Here is a 17,799-nt window from a genome sequence, read left to right as displayed (position 1 = left end):
CCCTACTTTTGCACTTTATTTAATTCACATTCCTTAGAGACGCGGGGACGCGGAGAAATTATAATTGAAGTGATTAGCCGAACATGATATTAATCCACATTCCTTGGTATACTCCTGCGTTCAAAAAATTATACGAAACAATTATAAATTAAACCAAACACGCAACACTTCGGCTACTGTCCAAGCTTGAGCAAAACAACCTCGTGGTGTAAATGGCACATCACCATCAAAAATTTCACTCAAGCTCCCGACTCCATGGGCATAAAGATGATTTGCCATTGGTTCGAGAAATTGACGTGCTTGGGCGGGATTCTCATATACCCTCAGATGTGCCGATACAAATGCACCTAGTAACCATCCCCACACCGTACCTTGATGATAAGCTCCATCACGTTGATACTGACTTCCACCGTAATTCCCCTGATACATTTTGTCATTGGGACTGAGCGATCGCAAACCGTAGGATGTGAGTAAAAAACGACCGCAAACATCGACTATAGATTGTTGTTGGAGAGGTGACAAAGCGCTTTCTGGTAAGGAAACAGCAAAAATTTGATTGGGGCGCAATGTGGCATCATCTCCATCAGGTGTATCCAAAACATCATAACAATAGCCGAGTTGCGGATGCCAAAACCGTGAAAATTTCGCCAAAGTTCGATCTGCGATCGCTGTATATTCTAAGTGGGGTTTACCGAGATGACGGGCAAAACTATCCATTGCCCGCACCGCATTATACCAAAGAGCGTTAATTTCAATTGGTTTACCAATGCGAGGTGTCACCACCCAGTTATCAACCTTGGCATCCATCCAAGTTAATTGGGTTCCATTTTCTCCCGCATACAATAAGCCATCGGCAGCATCGAGGTGGATATTGTAGCGAGTACCCCGACAATGCCAGTCAATGATATCTGCAAGTATGGGAAAGAGTTGTTCCAGTAAGGTGTCGTCTTCTGTTGCTTGATAATAGGCGCGAATTGCTTCAAAGTACCAAAGTGTGGCATCAACAGTATTGTATTCGGGTATTTCTCCGGCATCCGGGAAGCGGTTAGGTAACATGCCCTCATTCACATACTTGGCGAAGGTACGAAGAATTGAACGGGCAACTTCCGGTCTTCCAGTGGCGAGGGTTAATCCTGGTAAACTAATCATGGTATCCCTTCCCCAGTCACTAAACCATGGATAACCAGCAATCACAGTTTTACCGTGGGGTTCGTTGGGGGATGGGCGTTCGACAATAAATTGATCTGCTGCTAATACTAAATGTTGAATCCAGGCTGGAGATTCTTTGCTTGGGGAGTTATTTAATTGCTGGGAATGTTCAATTGTACACAGTTCTAATAGTTTTTGCTCGTGGCTATGACGAGACTTGAGAGCAATTTCTCCCTGATGATGTTGAATTTTTGTTTCGGTACCGGCAATAACAGTAAAAGTTTCTCCAGGGTTAATAGTGACTTGAAATGTGGCAGCATGAAGATGATCTTCACTATCACTTAATCCTCGGTAACGTTCGATCGCTAAATCAAAACCATAGTACCAGTTATGTACTGGGAATATATTGGCATTTTCCGCAAATAAATATAGGGGTGTTGCGCCGGGATATGCAGTTACAGAAATTCCCCCCTCCATCTCTTCTATCGCCATCTGCCAACCATTGGCTTGGGTGCTGCCGTGGTAGTCACGATAATTCACCATTGCTTTGAGTGAGAGTTTCAATGGTTGAGTTGCACGCCGCAGCAGGTATTGGACATAAGTTGTATTTTCCCCTTGTTGCATCCAAATGCGTTTTTCCAGAATTGCATCCGCACAAGCAAATCGCCACAGAGGAATCGTTCCTTCCAGAGCAAAACTTTCAATGTGACGAAATCCCTGGGGACTAACTATGCCATCAGCCCAACGATTGGCATGTAAAGGGTAAGTACGCTCGTCGTAAACAACTGTTTCATCCAGTTTCGTGAGTAGCAAAGTTCGCCCTAGTGGTGGTTTCAGGGCTGCCATCAATAGCCCGTGGTAGCGACGTGTTAGCAATCCGGCGATCGTTCCGGAGGCAAAGCCACCAATACCATTTGTTACTAACCATTCTCGTGATTCTACTGTGTCTAGATGACCACAAATTTCCCGCCCAAATTCGATGCACATTGCTCAACTCTGAGGAACAATATTTCGATTATCTGTGTTTGGGCTAAGTTTGTGTTGTGACTTCGGTTAAGAGTTGTTGAGGAGAATTTTGCTAATCATGCGAGAAAATTGACGCGGAGACTTGGAGATAGGGAGATGCGGAGAAATTTGAGTCTAGGGCAAGAATTTTACCCATACGACGTGGTTAATTAGATTTGGGCTTAATACCCAAGGCATATCGCATTCTGTAATAGTATCGCATTTCCCAAAATGACTGTAATAGTGGTGGGGTTTGGAGAAGTGCGATCGCTTATTTAATTCGCTTACCTAGCAAGGTGTTTCAATAAAATTGCTGGAATTGTGCTGAGGTTGGAAAGGTGCGATCGTATTGTTGTACTGGCAAACACAATTACCCTATAAATTAACTAGTTCTGCTATAGTACAGATACACTAAGAATTTTTACGATTGTAGAAACTATAATTTAAAAGTTTTTGATTTGAATGGGATTGTGCTGTATGTCTAGTATTCACACAGGTATTGAGTGGACAGATAAAACCTGGAACCCAACGACTGGTTGCACTAAAGTAAGTCCTGGTTGTACGCATTGCTACGCAGAAACTCTAACTAAACGTTTTCCCAATCATTTTAAAAATGGATTTGATTTAACTTTACATGAAGAAAGGCTGAAAGAACCTACAAAGTGGCGTACTCCGAGTCGAGTCTTTGTTAATTCAATGAGTGACCTTTTTCATGAAGACGTACCTCTTGACTTTATTAAAAAGGTTATTGAAGTTATTCAAGCAACACCTTGGCACATATATCAAATATTAACAAAAAGACACGAACGTTTACTTGAGTTATCGCACCATTTAGAATTTCCCGAAAACATGTGGTTAGGAGTATCAGTCGAAAGCCAAAATTATGTTCATCGCGTAGATTTTCTCCGTAAAGTTCCTGCATCTGTTCGTTTTCTGTCATGTGAGCCACTTTTAGACTCTTTAAATCTTGATTTAACAGATATTCATTGGGTGATTGTTGGTGGGGAATCTGGGCAAAAATATCGTCCAATGAAAATTGAATGGGTAGAAGATATTCGTGACCAATGTCAAGCAGCTAAAGTTGCATTTTTCTTCAAGCAGATTGGTGGAAGAACCTCGAAGGCTGGGGGTAGACTATTAGATGGTAAAATATGGGATGAAATGCCTGATGTCTGGGAAGCACATAAAAAGAATTGGGGTAATTCTCCACTAAAAGTAGCAAATAAGAAAGAGAAACTAGCACTTACTGCCTAGATGGAAATTTTACTATTACGTTATCTGCAAATGTAATTTCACCTTTCTGCTTTCTCCGTTTATTAGCAGGTGGTTCTGCAATTACTTTCCCTTGTGCTTCGAGATTATTCAGAGCCGCCTTATAATTCCTACTTATGTAGCGTCTTCCTACGTGATGTAGATCGTAGATATCTTTCATGGTCATAGTTCGACCTGCAAATTCATCCAACAACATTTCTTCTAATTCATCAAGGGGACGATATAGCTCAAATAGTAATGGTAGTCTGGAAGAAACTGCTGGATTATATTCAAAAGAAGCTACACCTTGATTTTGCTCTGAACTTTCTTTTGCCATTATATCCTTCATGATTTCGTACCCTTTAACATGCTTACTTACAAATATTAAGTGATGGCTGGTACGATTTCCTTTATCATTTTTAAAGCCAAATGGTAAAACATATTCTCCACCCATTTCTTTTAAGGCTTCGCAAATAGCTTCAACAATTGTTAATTCTCGCTCTTCTGGCTGTAATTGCTTAAGTTGTTTTCGTACTTCGTCCGCTCGAACTTTTCCAAATAATGCATTTAAGTGTTCTTCTACAGCTGCGTTATTCAAGCCCATATTAATACGATTGTAATTAAAAAAGAAAATGCAATCGCATCCCCAATCCTTCACAACCGAGTTAATAAGTTGTAACGATAGTCCTTTATACCCCCAAGGGTCTACAAAAAATAGAGTAGGAATTAACTTAATGTCATTAAATTTTCTAACAATATTTTCTCCTACTTCTTGGTTAATGATTTGAGGCTGATATTTTAAATTATTAATATTTGGAAGTGAGTTTATAGCTTGCTGGAGTGAATTTACATTGTTAGTATTAACATCATTAAACACTGTCACTAACATGTTTTGCATATCTGGCTCGGAAAGAGCAGTTTCTAAAACTTTTAATGGGGTCGATTCTGAACCATCTTTGTAACGACCAGGACCAGCAAAAAGGTCTATATATGCAATTCTCTCATCCACTCTTCTGCCTTTAATTTTAGTACCTTTGATGACTCCAATAATCACTTTAGCCCAAGCCCAAAAATATTTCTCAACAATTCTAGCTTTGATTAAAGACTGCTCTTTCTGTTCATCAAAAAACGAAGGGTTACTCATCTGAAATAGACTATTATGTGTTGTTGAGTTTTTCTCTGTTAATTTTAACCTATGTAAAATAATTATTTAAAGTTAAAAATCATACAAAAAGGAAAATAGTAAGCAGCCCTCCACCCCACAGCAAATCATCTATGATATTTGATATACATATCTACACACCCATATCTACACACCAAACCATCCTTAACCAAACCGAAATGTCACAACAACCAATTCACGTCATCGGAGGAGGACTTGCGGGAACAGAAGCTGCTTGGCAAATCGCAAAAGCTGGTATTCCCGTAATTCTCCATGAAATGCGTCCTAAATACTTCGGAGGAGCGCACCATACCGAACATCTGGCGGAATTGGTTTGTAGTAATTCCTTTGGGGCAATGGCTGCTGATAGGGCGACTGGTTTACTCCACGAAGAGTTGCGGCGACTGGGTTCTGTGGTAATTACGAAAGCAGACGAACACAAGGTTCCTGCGGGTGGTGCTTTGGCTGTCGATCGCGGTATATTTAGCGAAGATTTAACGAATACTCTGTCCCAACATCCTTTAATTGAACTGCGACGGGGTGAAATTCCGGCGATTCCTGATGATATTGTAGTTATAGCTAGTGGTCCCTTGACCAGTCCGGCTTTAGCTGAGGATTTGCGACGGTTGACGGGGATGGAATACCTAAGTTTTTTTGATGCCGCAAGTCCAATTATTGTCGGAGAATCAATTAATCGAGATATTGCCTTTATGGCTTCACGGTACGATAAGGGTGAGGCGGCATATCTTAATTGTCCAATGAATAAGGAGCAATATCTGCGGTTTCGGGAGGAACTCTGCAAAGCCGAACAAGCGGATTTGAAGGATTTTGACAGAGAAAAAGTCAAATTTTTTGAGGCTTGTTTACCAATTGAGGAATTAGCGCTACGAGGTGAGGATACCATGCGTTTTGGTCCTTTGAAACCCGTAGGTTTAGTTTCTCCTAACGCACCATTGCGAGAAGATAGAAAACCACAATGGGCTTATGCTGTGGTGCAATTGCGACAGGAAGATAAAGCCGGAAAGTTATGGAATATGGTGGGTTTCCAAACAAATCTGCGTTGGGGTGAACAAAAGCGGATTTTCCAGATGATTCCGGGGTTGGAGAATGCTGAGTTTGTGCGTTTGGGTGTGATGCATCGTAATACCTTTATTAATGCACCGCAGTTGATGAATGGAAAGTTGCAATTTAAAGAACATCCCCACGTACTTGCAGCCGGACAAATCATTGGCACGGAAGGATACACGGCTGCATCTGCGGGTGGTTGGCTCGCTGGTACAAATGCAGCACGGTTAGCTTTAGGAAAAGATGCTGTAGAACTGCCAAATACAACAATGATGGGGGCTTTATTTGAGTTTATTAGTTCGGCTACACCTAAATATTTTCAACCAATGCCGCCAAATTTTGGTATATTACCTGACTTAGGAGTGAAAATTAAGGGAAAACCAGAACGATATGGGAAATATCGCGATCGCTCTTTGAGTGATTTGGAGGCTTGGAAACAGAATTTGCTGTGATGTTTGTCAATATCCCCGATTTATTTGTGAGATATTTTGGATTTACTTATATATCTACAGTACAAATATTAACAGGCGGGGATATTAGTATTCCTCAATTAATTTTCAGTTTAGTTTAAACGCCAAATTTCTTTAATCACTAACTTTCTGTTTTTATTTTTTCATCTTCATATTACGAACCAATTCCGGAACTAGAACGACGATATAACAACCAAATAAATAAGGGTGAACCTAATAAAGCTGTCACCGAACCAACGGGTAATTCAACAGCACCTAAACGGGAAAGTAAATCAGCAAAAACTAATAACCATGCACCAGCTAAAGCTGATAGCGGTAACACAAAACGATGGTCATTTCCAACCATTAAACGCACACCGTGGGGAACAACTAAACCCACAAATCCAATTAACCCACTAATACTAACCGCACCTGCCGCTAGAAGTGTCGCCACAGCACCAATTAAAAGACGCGATCGCACCAAAGAAACTCCCAGTCCCACTGCTAAATCATCTCCTAAAGCCAGAACATTTACTGACTTTGCTAATAAACAACCCGCGACTAATGCAGCAATAATATAAGGCGCAGTAGTAATTAATTCTCTCCATCCGCGACCATTTAAACTCCCAATCAGCCAATTTAAAGCCACCTGAATTTGCCCATCTTCTGCTAACAAAAGTAATGTACTTTGTACAGAACCAAACAATGAACTAATAGCCACTCCCGCCAAAATCAACCGCTCAACAGCAATACCCGTTGGCGATCGCCCTAGAAAAATGACGATAGTTGATGTCACAATTGCGCCCAACCAAGCCGCTACGGGAATGAAGCCTGTAAAGACTTGTAACACCACCATCAAAATCACAATTAAACCAGCACCCGCCGAAATGCCAAGAATAAAAGGGTCTGCGAGGCTGTTGCGTAACATCCCCTGTAATAATGCCCCAGACATTCCCAATGCCGCACCCACAGTTAAAGCGGCAACAATACGCGGAAGTCGTAAATCCCAAACAATTGTTTGTTTTAACGGGTCGCCTTGACGAGCGATCGCTTGCCACATTTCTGGAAAACTCAGGGGAACAGCACCTTGAGAAAGTGACAAAATTAAAGTGACTACTAACCCAATCACTAAAAGTACAATAGCTGCACTGAGACGGTAAGTAGTAAATTTTACTGGTAATGACTTGAGTAAATTCATCGGCGATCGCTTGATCATATTTAAGAATATAAATAATCTTTGATATCAAATTCGGCTAATTAATTATCATTAATTTTTCTCCACGTCTTTGCCATCTGGGAAAGACTCGCCACTCCTGCCTGAAACTGCGAGAATAATAAGGCAAAGCTTGAATTGATTTGTACTGCTTGTGAACGTTCCCTCTAGTATTTCTGCACAAACGCAATCGCGTAAAGCCGACCACATCCGTATTTGCTTAGAATCTGATGTTCAATTTCGTCAAACTACAAATGGCTTGGAAAAATATCGTTTCAACCATTGCTGTTTGCCAGAACTAGATTTTCGCGAAATCGATATCAGCACTGAATTTCTCGGCAAAAAACTCAACGCACCCCTACTTATCTCCTCAATGACTGGAGGTACAGAACAGGCAGGAATGATTAACCGTCGCCTGGCTGAAGTCGCACAACAATATCAAATCGCTATGGGTGTCGGTTCACAACGAGTCGCTATCGAAAAAAAACAAGTCGCAGATACTTTCGCAATTCGCAAATATGCTCCCAATGCACTGCTATTCGCAAATTTGGGCGCAGTACAGCTTAATTACAATTATGGCTTAGACCAGTGCCGGCAAATTATTGATATTCTCGAAGCTGATGCCTTGATTTTGCACCTCAACCCCCTCCAAGAATGCATTCAACCCAGAGGTGATAAGAATTTTAAAGGAATTATTGACAAGATAAGTATTTTATGTAGTGAATTATCTATACCTGTAATTGCCAAAGAAGTCGGTAATGGGATTTCGGCGGAAATGGCACAACAGTTAATTGCTGCTGGGGTAAAAGCGATTGATGTTGCTGGTGCAGGTGGAACTTCCTGGTCAAAGGTGGAGAGTGAAAGGGCGGAAACTATGATGCAGCAAAGGTTGGGGAGAACTTTTGCGGATTGGGGAATCCCGACAGCAGAGTGCATAACTAGTATTCGGGCGATTGATGCCAAAATACCATTGATTGCATCGGGGGGATTACGCGACGGCTTAGAAGTTGCGAAAGCGATCGCTTTAGGGGCAAATCTAGTCGGTTTGGCAATGCCATTTTTACAGGCGGCGGCTGAGTCTGAAAGGGCGATTTGCGATTTGGCTGAAGTATTAATTGCTGAAATTAGTACAGTGTTATTTTGTACGGGTAATGCAACTTTGGCGCAGTTGCAAGCTTCGGGCAATTTAACAGCTATTTGATCAATATATTTTCGATAAATATTTCGATAAATATTTGATACTCCAACTCAGAAAACCAGTTTGTCGCTAAAACTTAATACTTACTTGATAAATGCTCTTTGAGCAATAACCATTACCCAATGCCTAATAAGCATTAACCATTAACCAAATATATTGTGACCATAATGCGTAATTTTATTAAACAAACTTTTGCCAGCGTGATTGGCAGCTTACTAGGACTAATTATATTTTGCGGAGCAGGTACTACAGGTTTCTTACTGTTGTTATTTGCTCTAGCTTCATCAAAAAATATTGGTCCCGAAGTTAAAGATAAATCGGTAATTGTCTTTGATTTAGCCATGAATATTACCGATGCCGCACCGAGTTCTGGACAGGTGTTTCAAGAAGCCCTTTCTGGAACCAGTAAAGAACGCATGTCCTTACGAAATGTCTTAGACACCATCGAAAAAGCCCGAAAAGATCAGCGAATTGTAGGGATTTATCTTGATGCGACTCGTGTCTCCCAATCATCAAGTGTGGTTGGGTTTGCAACCCTCAAGGAAATTCGTCAAGCATTAGAAGAATTTCGCACTAGCGGAAAGAAAATCATCGCCTATGGGATGGAATGGGGCGAACGCGAATATTATCTGAGTTCGATCGCTGATACAGTGGTAGTTAACCCCTTGGGGGCAATGGAAATTAATGGTTTTAGTTCACAACCCATGTTTTTGAGTGGGGCACTACAAAAGTATGGCGTTGGGGTGCAAGTGATACGGGTAGGTAAATTTAAGGGAGCGGTGGAACCCTATGTACTCAACAAACTCAGCGATGAAAATCGCCAGCAAACACAAGCGCTTTTAAATGATGTTTGGGGTGAATGGCGAACTGCGGTAGGAAAAAGCCGGAAAATTACCCCGCAAAAGCTGCAAACAGTCGCAGATAGTAAAGCCTTTTTGGAAGCTAATGAAGCTAAACAGCAAGGTTTAATCGATAAAGTAGCTTATCAAGACCAAGTTGTTAGCGATTTGAGAAAATTAACCAATACAGCCCAGGAAGATAAAACATTTAAACAGATTAGTATTTCTGACTATGCTCAGGTAGTAGATAAAGGAACAGAAAGCCAATCGAAAAATAAAATTGCCATAGTTTATGCTGAAGGCGAAATAGTTGATGGAACAGGTGAAGATGGTCAAGTTGGTGGCGATCGCTTTGCTAAAATATTCAATAAAATCCGCCAGGATAAAAATGTGAAAGCGGTGGTATTGCGTGTCAATAGTCCCGGTGGTAGTGCGACTGCTGCTGAAGTCATGCAACGTGAGATACAGTTAACCCGCGAAAAAATTCCCGTTGTTGTCTCCATGGGTGATGTGGCGGCATCGGGCGGTTACTGGATAGCTACCGACTCCAATCGTATTTTCGCCGAACCAACTACAATCACTGGTTCCATTGGTGTATTTGGATTACTATTAAATTTCCAAAAACTTGCCAATGATAATGGTATTACCTGGGATGCTGTCAAAACAGGGAAATATGCCGACAATCAAACCGTCGCCCGTCCCAAGTCACCAGAAGAATTGGCAGTTTATCAACGCACCGTCAACCGCATTTATAATTTATTCTTGAATAAGGTTGCCCAAGGACGCAAATTACCGCAAGCAAAAGTAGCTGAAATTGCCCAAGGTCGTGTTTGGTCTGGTACAGCAGCCAAAGATATTGGTTTAGTTGATGAAATTGGTGGTTTAGATGCCGCCATTGAACATGCTGCCGGACTGGCAAATCTTGGGGAAAATTGGAAGTTACAAGAATTTCCCAAAGGTAGCAGTTTTGGAGAACGCTTTTTCGGGCGCACAGTTGAGGAAGCGCAAACTAATTTAGGAATTAACCCCAGCAAACAACAAAATCATCCGCTCACGCAGGAGTTACAAAAATTACAGCAAGAAATTAGTGTTTTACAAAATCTCAATGATCCCTTAAATATCTATGCACGTCTACCATTTAATTTGAAGATTGAGTAAGGGATTCGCAAAAAATAAATTACCCAATCAAGTAGGGTGGGTTAGCGACAGCTTCACCCACCATGGATAAGTATTTGGATTAATTCAAATTCAAACAAAACTCTGAACCCGAACTCAGGTTATCTTCAATCCATAAATTAAATGTCTGCTGGGAAGCAACACAAGTCGAAGAAAGCAGGTTTCTCTACATACGAGAAAACTCAAAGAAATCCAGTTTCTACGCAAAAAAATTCCAATTTATCTGACGCTTCTCACCAAGAAATCTGGCTGTCCACAACTTCTTTGGGAGCGCTTGAGAATTTCAGGACTACAAGCTCCCGGTTTTCCATCTTTGGTATAACAAACAAAAACTTCTTGTAAAAAGCGTCCAGAACCGGAACAGTAAGGAGCTACGCTATCACTGCTCAATCCTCGATTTGCCTTGGTAAACTCTTGTTTCAGATTACTGATGGTGGCGCGAAAAGGTTTAGCAGGTTTGTTATAGGTTGAAGGAATAGCAACTGCGTCTTTTAATTGTTTTGATAAACCAAGGTACTGAGTTGGAGTCAATCCCGTACAAGTACCATGTTTTGACCACTCATGAGTGTATAGTTTGGCACTGGGAAATAAATTTGGAAACTGTTGTTTGACTGCTTCCGGTAATTTTTCCAAAGTACAATTAGCTGGATAACCCTTTTGGTACTGAGGCCAAAGTCCGTGTAAAACAAAACCTAGCTTTCTACCCTCTTTACATTGTCCAGGATCGCGATCGCCATTTTTGGCACAGTAGTCTGGAGACCAAGACATGGCGAGAACATAAAAATCAAATTTACCAGGAGTGCCTTTACTTTGGGCATTGACGTTACTGGGAATCGCAACAGCAGATAATAAAGATGCAGCCACCAACAATCTTTTTCCGAACATACGCAACATACGCAGTTTTCTACCTAATCAAGAGGGATAAATTTATGTAAACTTTACGAGTATGGCTCAAAAATTCGTAAAGAGCTAATTTTACCCTCTAGTCAGGCAAGAAAGGGAAAAAGAGAGAAAGGGGGAATAGAAATAAATCAGTATTAATACTGATAACAGCGATAAAATATTGATTTTATCGAGGACGACCAATTGTAGTTATATATAAAACCGCTTCATCTTGGGGAATACCCAAAACTTCGTTTACTTGGTCATCAAAGAAACCACCAATACCGCTAACGCCAATATTTAACCTTGTAGCAGCCAAATTTAGTCGTTGCCCTAAATGTCCGGCATCCATATGTAGGTAGCGATATACCCTATCTCCATACTGAGCAACCGATGCTTTCAAATCAGCAGTATGAAAAATCACAGCAGAAGCATCACGCCCTAAGTCTTGACCCAAGCAGAGAAAATGCAATTCGCGTCGGAAGTTTTTAAAGCGAATTTGTCGTAATTCTTGCGCTTTTGGTGCGTAATAATAACAACCAGCTTCGAGTCCTTCGATTCCCGAAGTAGCAATAAAGGTTTGTATTAAATTTAGGTCAAAGTAATCGGGAGAAATATCTAAATCTTGGTCAATATAATGTTGGGGTTGATATGTAAAATCGAGTAATGATTTGAGTTCGTCTAATGTTAAATCCTCGCCACTATAGGCACGAGTGGAACGACGCTTGAGAATTGTGACTTCCAGTTTATCCAGCTTTTCTCCCCAGTCAATTGGGGTTGTGAGGGTGGAGATTTTTTGACAGAAAGGAAAATTATATTTATCTTCAATGGATTTGTCTTGTAGGACTTCTGGCAAATTCAATTTACCTGTAGTACCAGGTTGAATCTCCGTCATGCGGTGAAAATATGACAATAGTTCGCCATCGGGAACTTGAGGGTATTCGGTTTCTGTGGCTGAAGGTAAAGCTGTACGTCCCCTTGGTAAATTCTGCTTGGCATCGAGTATATCAGCTAGAGGGAGAACTGCGATCGCACCTTCTTGTTGTGGGTCAATATACAGCATTTCGTTCACAGCTGTATCCACAAACCCACCAATGAGATGGGGACGAAAGTCGGTAATGGAAGCAGCAAGCTCGATATTACCTAATAAATGACCTGTATCGAGAAAAATTCGCCGATAAGCCCGATCTTCATATCGCCATACGGAACGATAAAACACCGCAGTCACAACCAGGGCAATTTGGGTATTTTCTAACGCCGAATGCCATAAACAGGCATCTTGTAAACTTTGCCAAACATCGCTTTCCCAAAAACGCATGAGCGAATGGGTGCGACATTGATAGTTATACAAGCCCGCAGGTAACAATGGTGTACCCCGTGACACCAGATATAGTTCGGCTGGATACAATCCTCCCGCGCTGGGTGATGATCTTAAATAGACAGCACTACCCATTGAAGGCATTCTCGCAGTTAATCCGTAGCTGCAAAATAGCAAGCGTGAGAGTCTCCGCCACCATAAAGCGTCGGGATTGTCAGCAAATTTCTCTGGTGTTTCTTGAATATACGGTTTTAAGTCAATTGTCGAACCAATCTTATACTCCTTAAATGGTACTGGCTGTTTTGGCCAATCCAAACCCTGGCTTTTCGAGTTTATAGTCTCCGGGTTGTACTTAGTTCGTTCGTGGTAGTGGTGAGCTATGGAATGGCGTAGTTCTGGCATAAAAGGTTCAATACGCTGCTGCTAATTATCTTTGCATTCTTATGGCTCAAGATTTCGTCATTATCGGTACAATCTATAAAATCTACATAAATCAGCAGGTAGTATATAAGGTAAGCTTTTTAATTCTCGACTTTGGCGGCAAAATAATTCGCAAATCTAAAAAATATCTTAAGTTTTTATTAATCTTCATTACAAAATCTGTAGTGAAAAATTGACATGATGTTATAGATTTAGTGTTGTGTAAAAAATTTTGCACAGAATTTTGCACTGATGCGATCGCGCTAACAAAGGTATAGGATATTTTATGAAGAGCGAAGATAAGGCACAACAAATTTTATCGCCCTGGTGGCGGTTGCCTCTTGAAACGCTATTTCCAGATAAAAGATTTGATGGACAGTTACAAAACCCTGGCAATGAACAGTTTTTTGATTTTGATGATGTCATTGCTTTGCCACATCCAATCGCCAAAATTGCTGAAGAAATCGCCTATTACCCAGAAAATGATCAACGTGAACTCTTTGCGATATTTATCTCTGGATTGGGGCAACGGGAACATGAGTCTGCGCGAAGAAGTCGCAGGTATGCACATACCCTGGCAACTGGTATTGCCAATTTGCACAATGCTTCTTTTCTCAAACAATACCCGATTACTGGTTTTATTAACCGCTATTTTGATTGGATTAATGCAGCTTTGGACAGAATCAGGTTATCTGGTAGTCCAGTAATTAACAATGCTGCCCAATTGATTGATTATGCAGCCAATAACAACATCAGTCTCAATTTTTCTGCTGATAGTTTGGGGACAATTTTACTGGCGAGAGCAATTAGACGCGCTAAGAGACAGTTTATCAGCGATCGCGCCCGTATGTTTGACTTTGCCGCCCGAAAAATTCAAGAAAAAAAATGGGAGCAACGCACTAGTCAACTAATTAATCTGTTCATTTTTGGTAATGGCTATCGACAATGGGTGAAAGGTCCAAATTATATCATGGTATATATGCAAGGTGATCCTTTACCGCAGATATTTGGAGTTACACCCCAGAGAGCGATTAAACAAAAGCGAGATGATATCAAGTTTTTAATCTTTCCTCGTTTGTTTCCAGAAGGAAGTTTTGAAGCTCATAATATGATGTTTACGAATGAACTTCTACGCCAAACTTTTATCAAAAATAAGATTGAAATTGGTGATTTTTTTAGTTTATATAACAAACTTGTCCAAGGTAATTTAGAAATTGCCACAGCCGATGAAGTCACTTGGACTAGTGATATCAAGGAGTTTGTATGGAATCCTGATAGTTTAAATTATATTCCTAATTTATCACCTTAATTGTTCAGGTAATTTGGAATAATTAAAGCCAATCTTTTAAAAGTAAGAGAATGGTTTATAATTTAATTTAATAACTAAGAAATCAAAGAACTAAAAAAATAAGTTTTATTTTCATCTCCTCACATCCCAAGCGAAAAAATCATTGATGATGAACTAACTTTAATGAACTAACTTTTAAGTTGAAAATCCGCATCGAAATCTTCTAAAATAGGGTAAATAATGGGATGCGTATCATTAATATTCAGCAATCTTTCTTCATACTCTTCTAAATAACCTTGACGACGTTCGTTATTAATTTGGCTAACACCAAAAATAACAAATGAAGGCAAAACATCAAAACCAACAAAGTGTAAAATTCCATGGTTGATTGGATAGAGAATGCTGCGAATATCTCCATTAATTCCAATTTCGGTATACATTGGTAATTTTCCGCCAGTAGTTAAGGACAACATGGCTTTTTTGCCTTTAAAAATACCATTGTCATACCATTTGCCACCACCATAAATTTTTCCAGAAGCAAACACTCTATCTACCCATCCTTTTAAAATCGCCGGCAGCCCAAACCACCACAAAGGAAATTGGAAAATTAACATGTCGCACCAAAACAGCTTTTCCATTTCGGCTTTGATATCGGCAGAAAAACCATCATTTTCGGTAGCGTACTTTTCTTCAAGCTGTTGTTTGAAATAATTAGAGTCTTGTTGAAAAGTAAAATTTCTCCTGTCAGAAATCGGGTCAAATTTCATCGCATATAAATCGGAAATTATGACTTCATTGCCTGCGGCTTCCAAGACATTTTTAGCATGACGAGTTAATCCGGCATTAAAGCTTTTTTCTTCAGGATGGGCGTGAACAATAAATATTTTCATCTGGAAATTAATATGGTGAGCAATATGTATATTTAAATATGCACAATATTATATAATAATCCTATTGTAAATTCATAGTCATTAAAATTTGAGAATATATAGTGCCTCTCGGTTGTATCCAATACACTAACCTAACCCCCAACCCCTTCCCTGCAAGGTAAGGGGAGCAAGATAAACGTATTTTACTTATATGAAAAACCGCTATATCTAATCAAACTCTATAAATTCTCTTGTAATTGCCGTAAATCTGCTAAATCATTTGTTCTACCAATTAATTCTTTATCTTGAATTATTTCCTCTAGAGGTTGGACTCTTAACTCTAATCCTGCAAAATGAATCAGATTAAACTTGGATAAATTATGATTGAGACGAACTGGTGAATCATGATGACAAACAAATGCATCTTCAGCTTGATTAATTTCAATATCAACATGCTCAATTTCTAATGTCATTATCCGTAAATCAAATTCATCATCCACAAGTCGCATTAAAGCGATCGCAATATATTCTTGAAATAATTCTTCAACTTTATTAATATCTTTTTGTGCTACCTCAATATCAATATCATGTAGTTGCCATTGCGAACCATAAAGATTACCAGCTAATCCACCTGTAATCCGATATGTGATATTATTTTCCTGAAGGATCGGGATAATTTTTGTTAATGCTTTAATATGATTATCTGAAATTGCTGGATGCATTTGCTTCTCTATCTTAATGATAATTTTTGGGTAATAAGTTTGTAACTAACGTTGTAAATAACTTAATAAATTAAGTTTATAAATAACTTTTTCAATCAACTTTATCCTATTAACTCTAAAATCAAAATGAGTAAATATTTTCCGATATTTTCCCGGTGACAGCTAAAATTACAAGAAATAATCACTAGTAAAATAAGAGATTGTCAGCTACAGATACTGAGATTTTTGCTCAAACAATTTAAGATTACTATATATCTACAAAATTAGAACAATGCCGCCTGTACGTCAAACTTTATTCACGTCGGATATTGAGCTTTCTTACCTAGAATGGAACAAAGGAGAAGAACCACTGCTGCTATTACATGGAATGGCTGATAATGCAGTAGTTTGGTCAAGTTTAGGCGAATATCTAGCACCAAAGTATCATATTATAGCGCCCGATATGCGTGGTCATGGCGATAGCAGCAAACCAGAGGAAGATTATACTTTTAATAGTGCGATCGCAGACCTAGAAGCTTTGATGGATAATTTAAAATGGTCATCAGCACATATTATCGCACATTCTTGGTCAGGTAAACTTGCTGCGATTTGGGCAAGGCAAAATCCTCACCGTTTGCGAAGTATGATTTTAGTTGATCCGATTTTTATCTGGAAAATACCGAGTATTTTTAAATTGACGTTTCCTTTGTTATATCGGCTATTACCATTTCTACAAGGGATGGGACCATTTGCTAGTTACGAAATTGCCCAAGCAAAAGCACAGCAAATGAGTCAATATCAGGATTGGACGCAATTACAACAACAAGTATTTCAAGCGGGAATCGAAGAAAAAGCAGAGGGGAGTTGGGGTAGCAAATTTACTATAGCAGCACGCGATCGCATTTTTGAGGAAGTTATGCGTGTCCCAGGTTTGACAACAGAAATTGATATACCTTCTTTATTTATTCAGCCAGAAAAAGGTGTGAATCGTCAAGAATGGCAATTAAAACCTTATAAAAAATATTTAAAAAATCTCAAAGTGCAGCAAGTACCAGGAAATCACTGGGCTTTTTTAACAAAACCCGAGGAATTTAATCAAACTGTTGAGACTTTTTTACAACAACAAAAAGGTAGAGGTAGAGTACCCAAGTCTGAGGAGATGTATTAGCTTCAACACCCAACCATTTCTTGCAACCATTAGCCTTTAAGTATGGCTTTCCCAAAGTAACTTTTAGTAAAATTGCTTAAATGCGATCGCGCTTAGTTGAATTATTTTAAATAATTAGAATGACTCCCAAAAAAATGGGTAATCTTCAGGAGTCTTTGATAAACCTGCCTTTACGGGATTCTGTCTAATGTATTCCCATTTATTTTGAAATTCATCTTCATTTCTAATCATCTCATCGTATCTACCATCCTGCCACACTTTGCCAATGTGTACCATTGCCTTGGGAATTTGTTTCGAGCTATAACTTTTGATACTATGCAAAATACTACTAATCGACCAATAATCATTTTCTGTTTTCAAATAAGGTTGAATTAAAATATGTACATGGTCTGGCATAATGACAGCAGCAAAAAGCTCGTATCTTTCTCCATGAAAAAACCTGCAAGCATCTAGTACAATTTGTCTAGCATCTGGAGTCAATTCTAATCTTTCCCACGTTACAAACGTAATAAAATATTTCGCTGTTGGTTTTTCTAATGTTGGTATTCTTTTTTTAAATTTCATACTTTACTCGGCTTTTTATAATTGTATAAAAATAGGTTGAGCTATTTTAAATTTTGCTTGTAGTGCGGGCATCTTGCCCGCG

The 17,799-nt window shown here is 39.5% G+C and carries 14 protein-coding genes; 6 read left to right on the top strand and 8 right to left on the bottom strand.

Annotated elements, in window-relative coordinates:
• Positions 1-141: 141 nt before the first annotated feature.
• On the bottom strand, positions 142-2,136 hold the full coding sequence (locus tag VB733_RS16360; RefSeq protein ID WP_323341124.1) for an amylo-alpha-1,6-glucosidase: 1,995 nt from the start codon (positions 2,134-2,136) through the stop codon (positions 142-144).
• Between the two features lie 495 nt (positions 2,137-2,631).
• On the opposite strand from VB733_RS16360, the gene VB733_RS16355 reads away from it, so the two are divergent.
• Positions 2,632-3,408 carry a phage Gp37/Gp68 family protein gene (locus VB733_RS16355; RefSeq protein ID WP_323341123.1) on the top strand — a complete coding sequence of 259 codons (777 nt, stop codon included), beginning with the start codon at positions 2,632-2,634 and terminating at the stop codon, positions 3,406-3,408.
• On the opposite strand, the gene VB733_RS16350 is transcribed toward VB733_RS16355, so the two are convergent.
• Positions 3,398-4,549 (bottom strand): three-Cys-motif partner protein TcmP, encoded by a 1,152-nt coding sequence (locus VB733_RS16350; RefSeq protein WP_323341122.1) that lies wholly within the window; start codon positions 4,547-4,549, stop codon positions 3,398-3,400. The two genes, VB733_RS16355 and VB733_RS16350, sit on opposite strands and share 11 nt — an antisense overlap.
• 197 nt (positions 4,550-4,746) lie before the next feature.
• On the opposite strand from VB733_RS16350, the gene trmFO reads away from it, so the two are divergent.
• On the top strand, positions 4,747-6,084 hold the full coding sequence (trmFO, locus tag VB733_RS16345) for an FADH(2)-oxidizing methylenetetrahydrofolate--tRNA-(uracil(54)-C(5))-methyltransferase TrmFO (protein ID WP_323341194.1): 1,338 nt from the start codon (positions 4,747-4,749) through the stop codon (positions 6,082-6,084).
• Positions 6,085-6,256: 172 nt separating this feature from the next.
• Here the strand turns inward: trmFO and VB733_RS16340 are convergent, their stop codons facing one another.
• A complete protein-coding gene (locus tag VB733_RS16340; RefSeq protein ID WP_323341121.1) occupies positions 6,257-7,279 on the bottom strand; it encodes an iron ABC transporter permease in 1,023 nt (340 codons plus the stop codon).
• Between the two features lie 169 nt (positions 7,280-7,448).
• Between VB733_RS16340 and fni the strand changes: the two genes are divergently transcribed.
• Positions 7,449-8,495 (top strand): type 2 isopentenyl-diphosphate Delta-isomerase, encoded by a 1,047-nt coding sequence (gene fni, locus VB733_RS16335; RefSeq protein WP_323341120.1) that lies wholly within the window; start codon positions 7,449-7,451, stop codon positions 8,493-8,495.
• A gap of 164 nt (positions 8,496-8,659) precedes the next feature.
• Positions 8,660-10,489, top strand: a complete 1,830-nt coding sequence (gene sppA, locus VB733_RS16330; RefSeq protein ID WP_323341119.1) for a signal peptide peptidase SppA — start codon at positions 8,660-8,662, stop codon at positions 10,487-10,489.
• A gap of 237 nt (positions 10,490-10,726) precedes the next feature.
• On the opposite strand, the gene VB733_RS16325 is transcribed toward sppA, so the two are convergent.
• Together VB733_RS16325 and VB733_RS16320 are read right to left on the bottom strand one after the other, a co-directional pair.
• Positions 10,727-11,401, bottom strand: coding sequence for a ribonuclease T2 family protein (locus VB733_RS16325; protein ID WP_323341118.1), 675 nt, complete (start codon positions 11,399-11,401; stop codon positions 10,727-10,729).
• Positions 11,402-11,576: 175 nt separating this feature from the next.
• Complete coding sequence (locus tag VB733_RS16320) at positions 11,577-13,109, bottom strand: SagB/ThcOx family dehydrogenase (protein ID WP_323341117.1); 1,533 nt, start codon at positions 13,107-13,109, stop codon at positions 11,577-11,579.
• 304 nt (positions 13,110-13,413) lie between these two features.
• Between VB733_RS16320 and VB733_RS16315 the strand changes: the two genes are divergently transcribed.
• Positions 13,414-14,436, top strand: coding sequence for a hypothetical protein (locus tag VB733_RS16315; RefSeq protein WP_323341116.1), 1,023 nt, complete (start codon positions 13,414-13,416; stop codon positions 14,434-14,436).
• Between the two features lie 167 nt (positions 14,437-14,603).
• Here the strand turns inward: VB733_RS16315 and VB733_RS16310 are convergent, their stop codons facing one another.
• Complete coding sequence (locus VB733_RS16310; protein ID WP_323341115.1) at positions 14,604-15,305, bottom strand: NAD(P)H-dependent oxidoreductase; 702 nt, start codon at positions 15,303-15,305, stop codon at positions 14,604-14,606.
• A 218-nt stretch (positions 15,306-15,523) separates the two neighbouring features.
• Positions 15,524-16,006 carry a nucleotidyltransferase domain-containing protein gene (locus VB733_RS16305; protein WP_323341114.1) on the bottom strand — a complete coding sequence of 161 codons (483 nt, stop codon included), beginning with the start codon at positions 16,004-16,006 and terminating at the stop codon, positions 15,524-15,526.
• A gap of 271 nt (positions 16,007-16,277) precedes the next feature.
• Here VB733_RS16305 and VB733_RS16300 point away from each other — a divergent pair, with 271 nt between their 5' ends.
• Complete coding sequence (locus tag VB733_RS16300; protein WP_323341113.1) at positions 16,278-17,153, top strand: alpha/beta hydrolase; 876 nt, start codon at positions 16,278-16,280, stop codon at positions 17,151-17,153.
• 114 nt (positions 17,154-17,267) lie between these two features.
• On the opposite strand, the gene VB733_RS16295 is transcribed toward VB733_RS16300, so the two are convergent.
• Positions 17,268-17,717 (bottom strand): REP-associated tyrosine transposase, encoded by a 450-nt coding sequence (locus VB733_RS16295; protein ID WP_323341112.1) that lies wholly within the window; start codon positions 17,715-17,717, stop codon positions 17,268-17,270.
• Between the last annotated feature and the right edge of the window lie 82 nt (positions 17,718-17,799).

The sequence above is a fragment of the Calothrix sp. UHCC 0171 genome (genome assembly GCF_034931845.1).
In the GTDB taxonomy this organism is placed as follows: domain Bacteria; phylum Cyanobacteriota; class Cyanobacteriia; order Cyanobacteriales; family Nostocaceae; genus Brunnivagina.
This window is presented reverse-complemented; position numbering and strand designations above follow the sequence as displayed.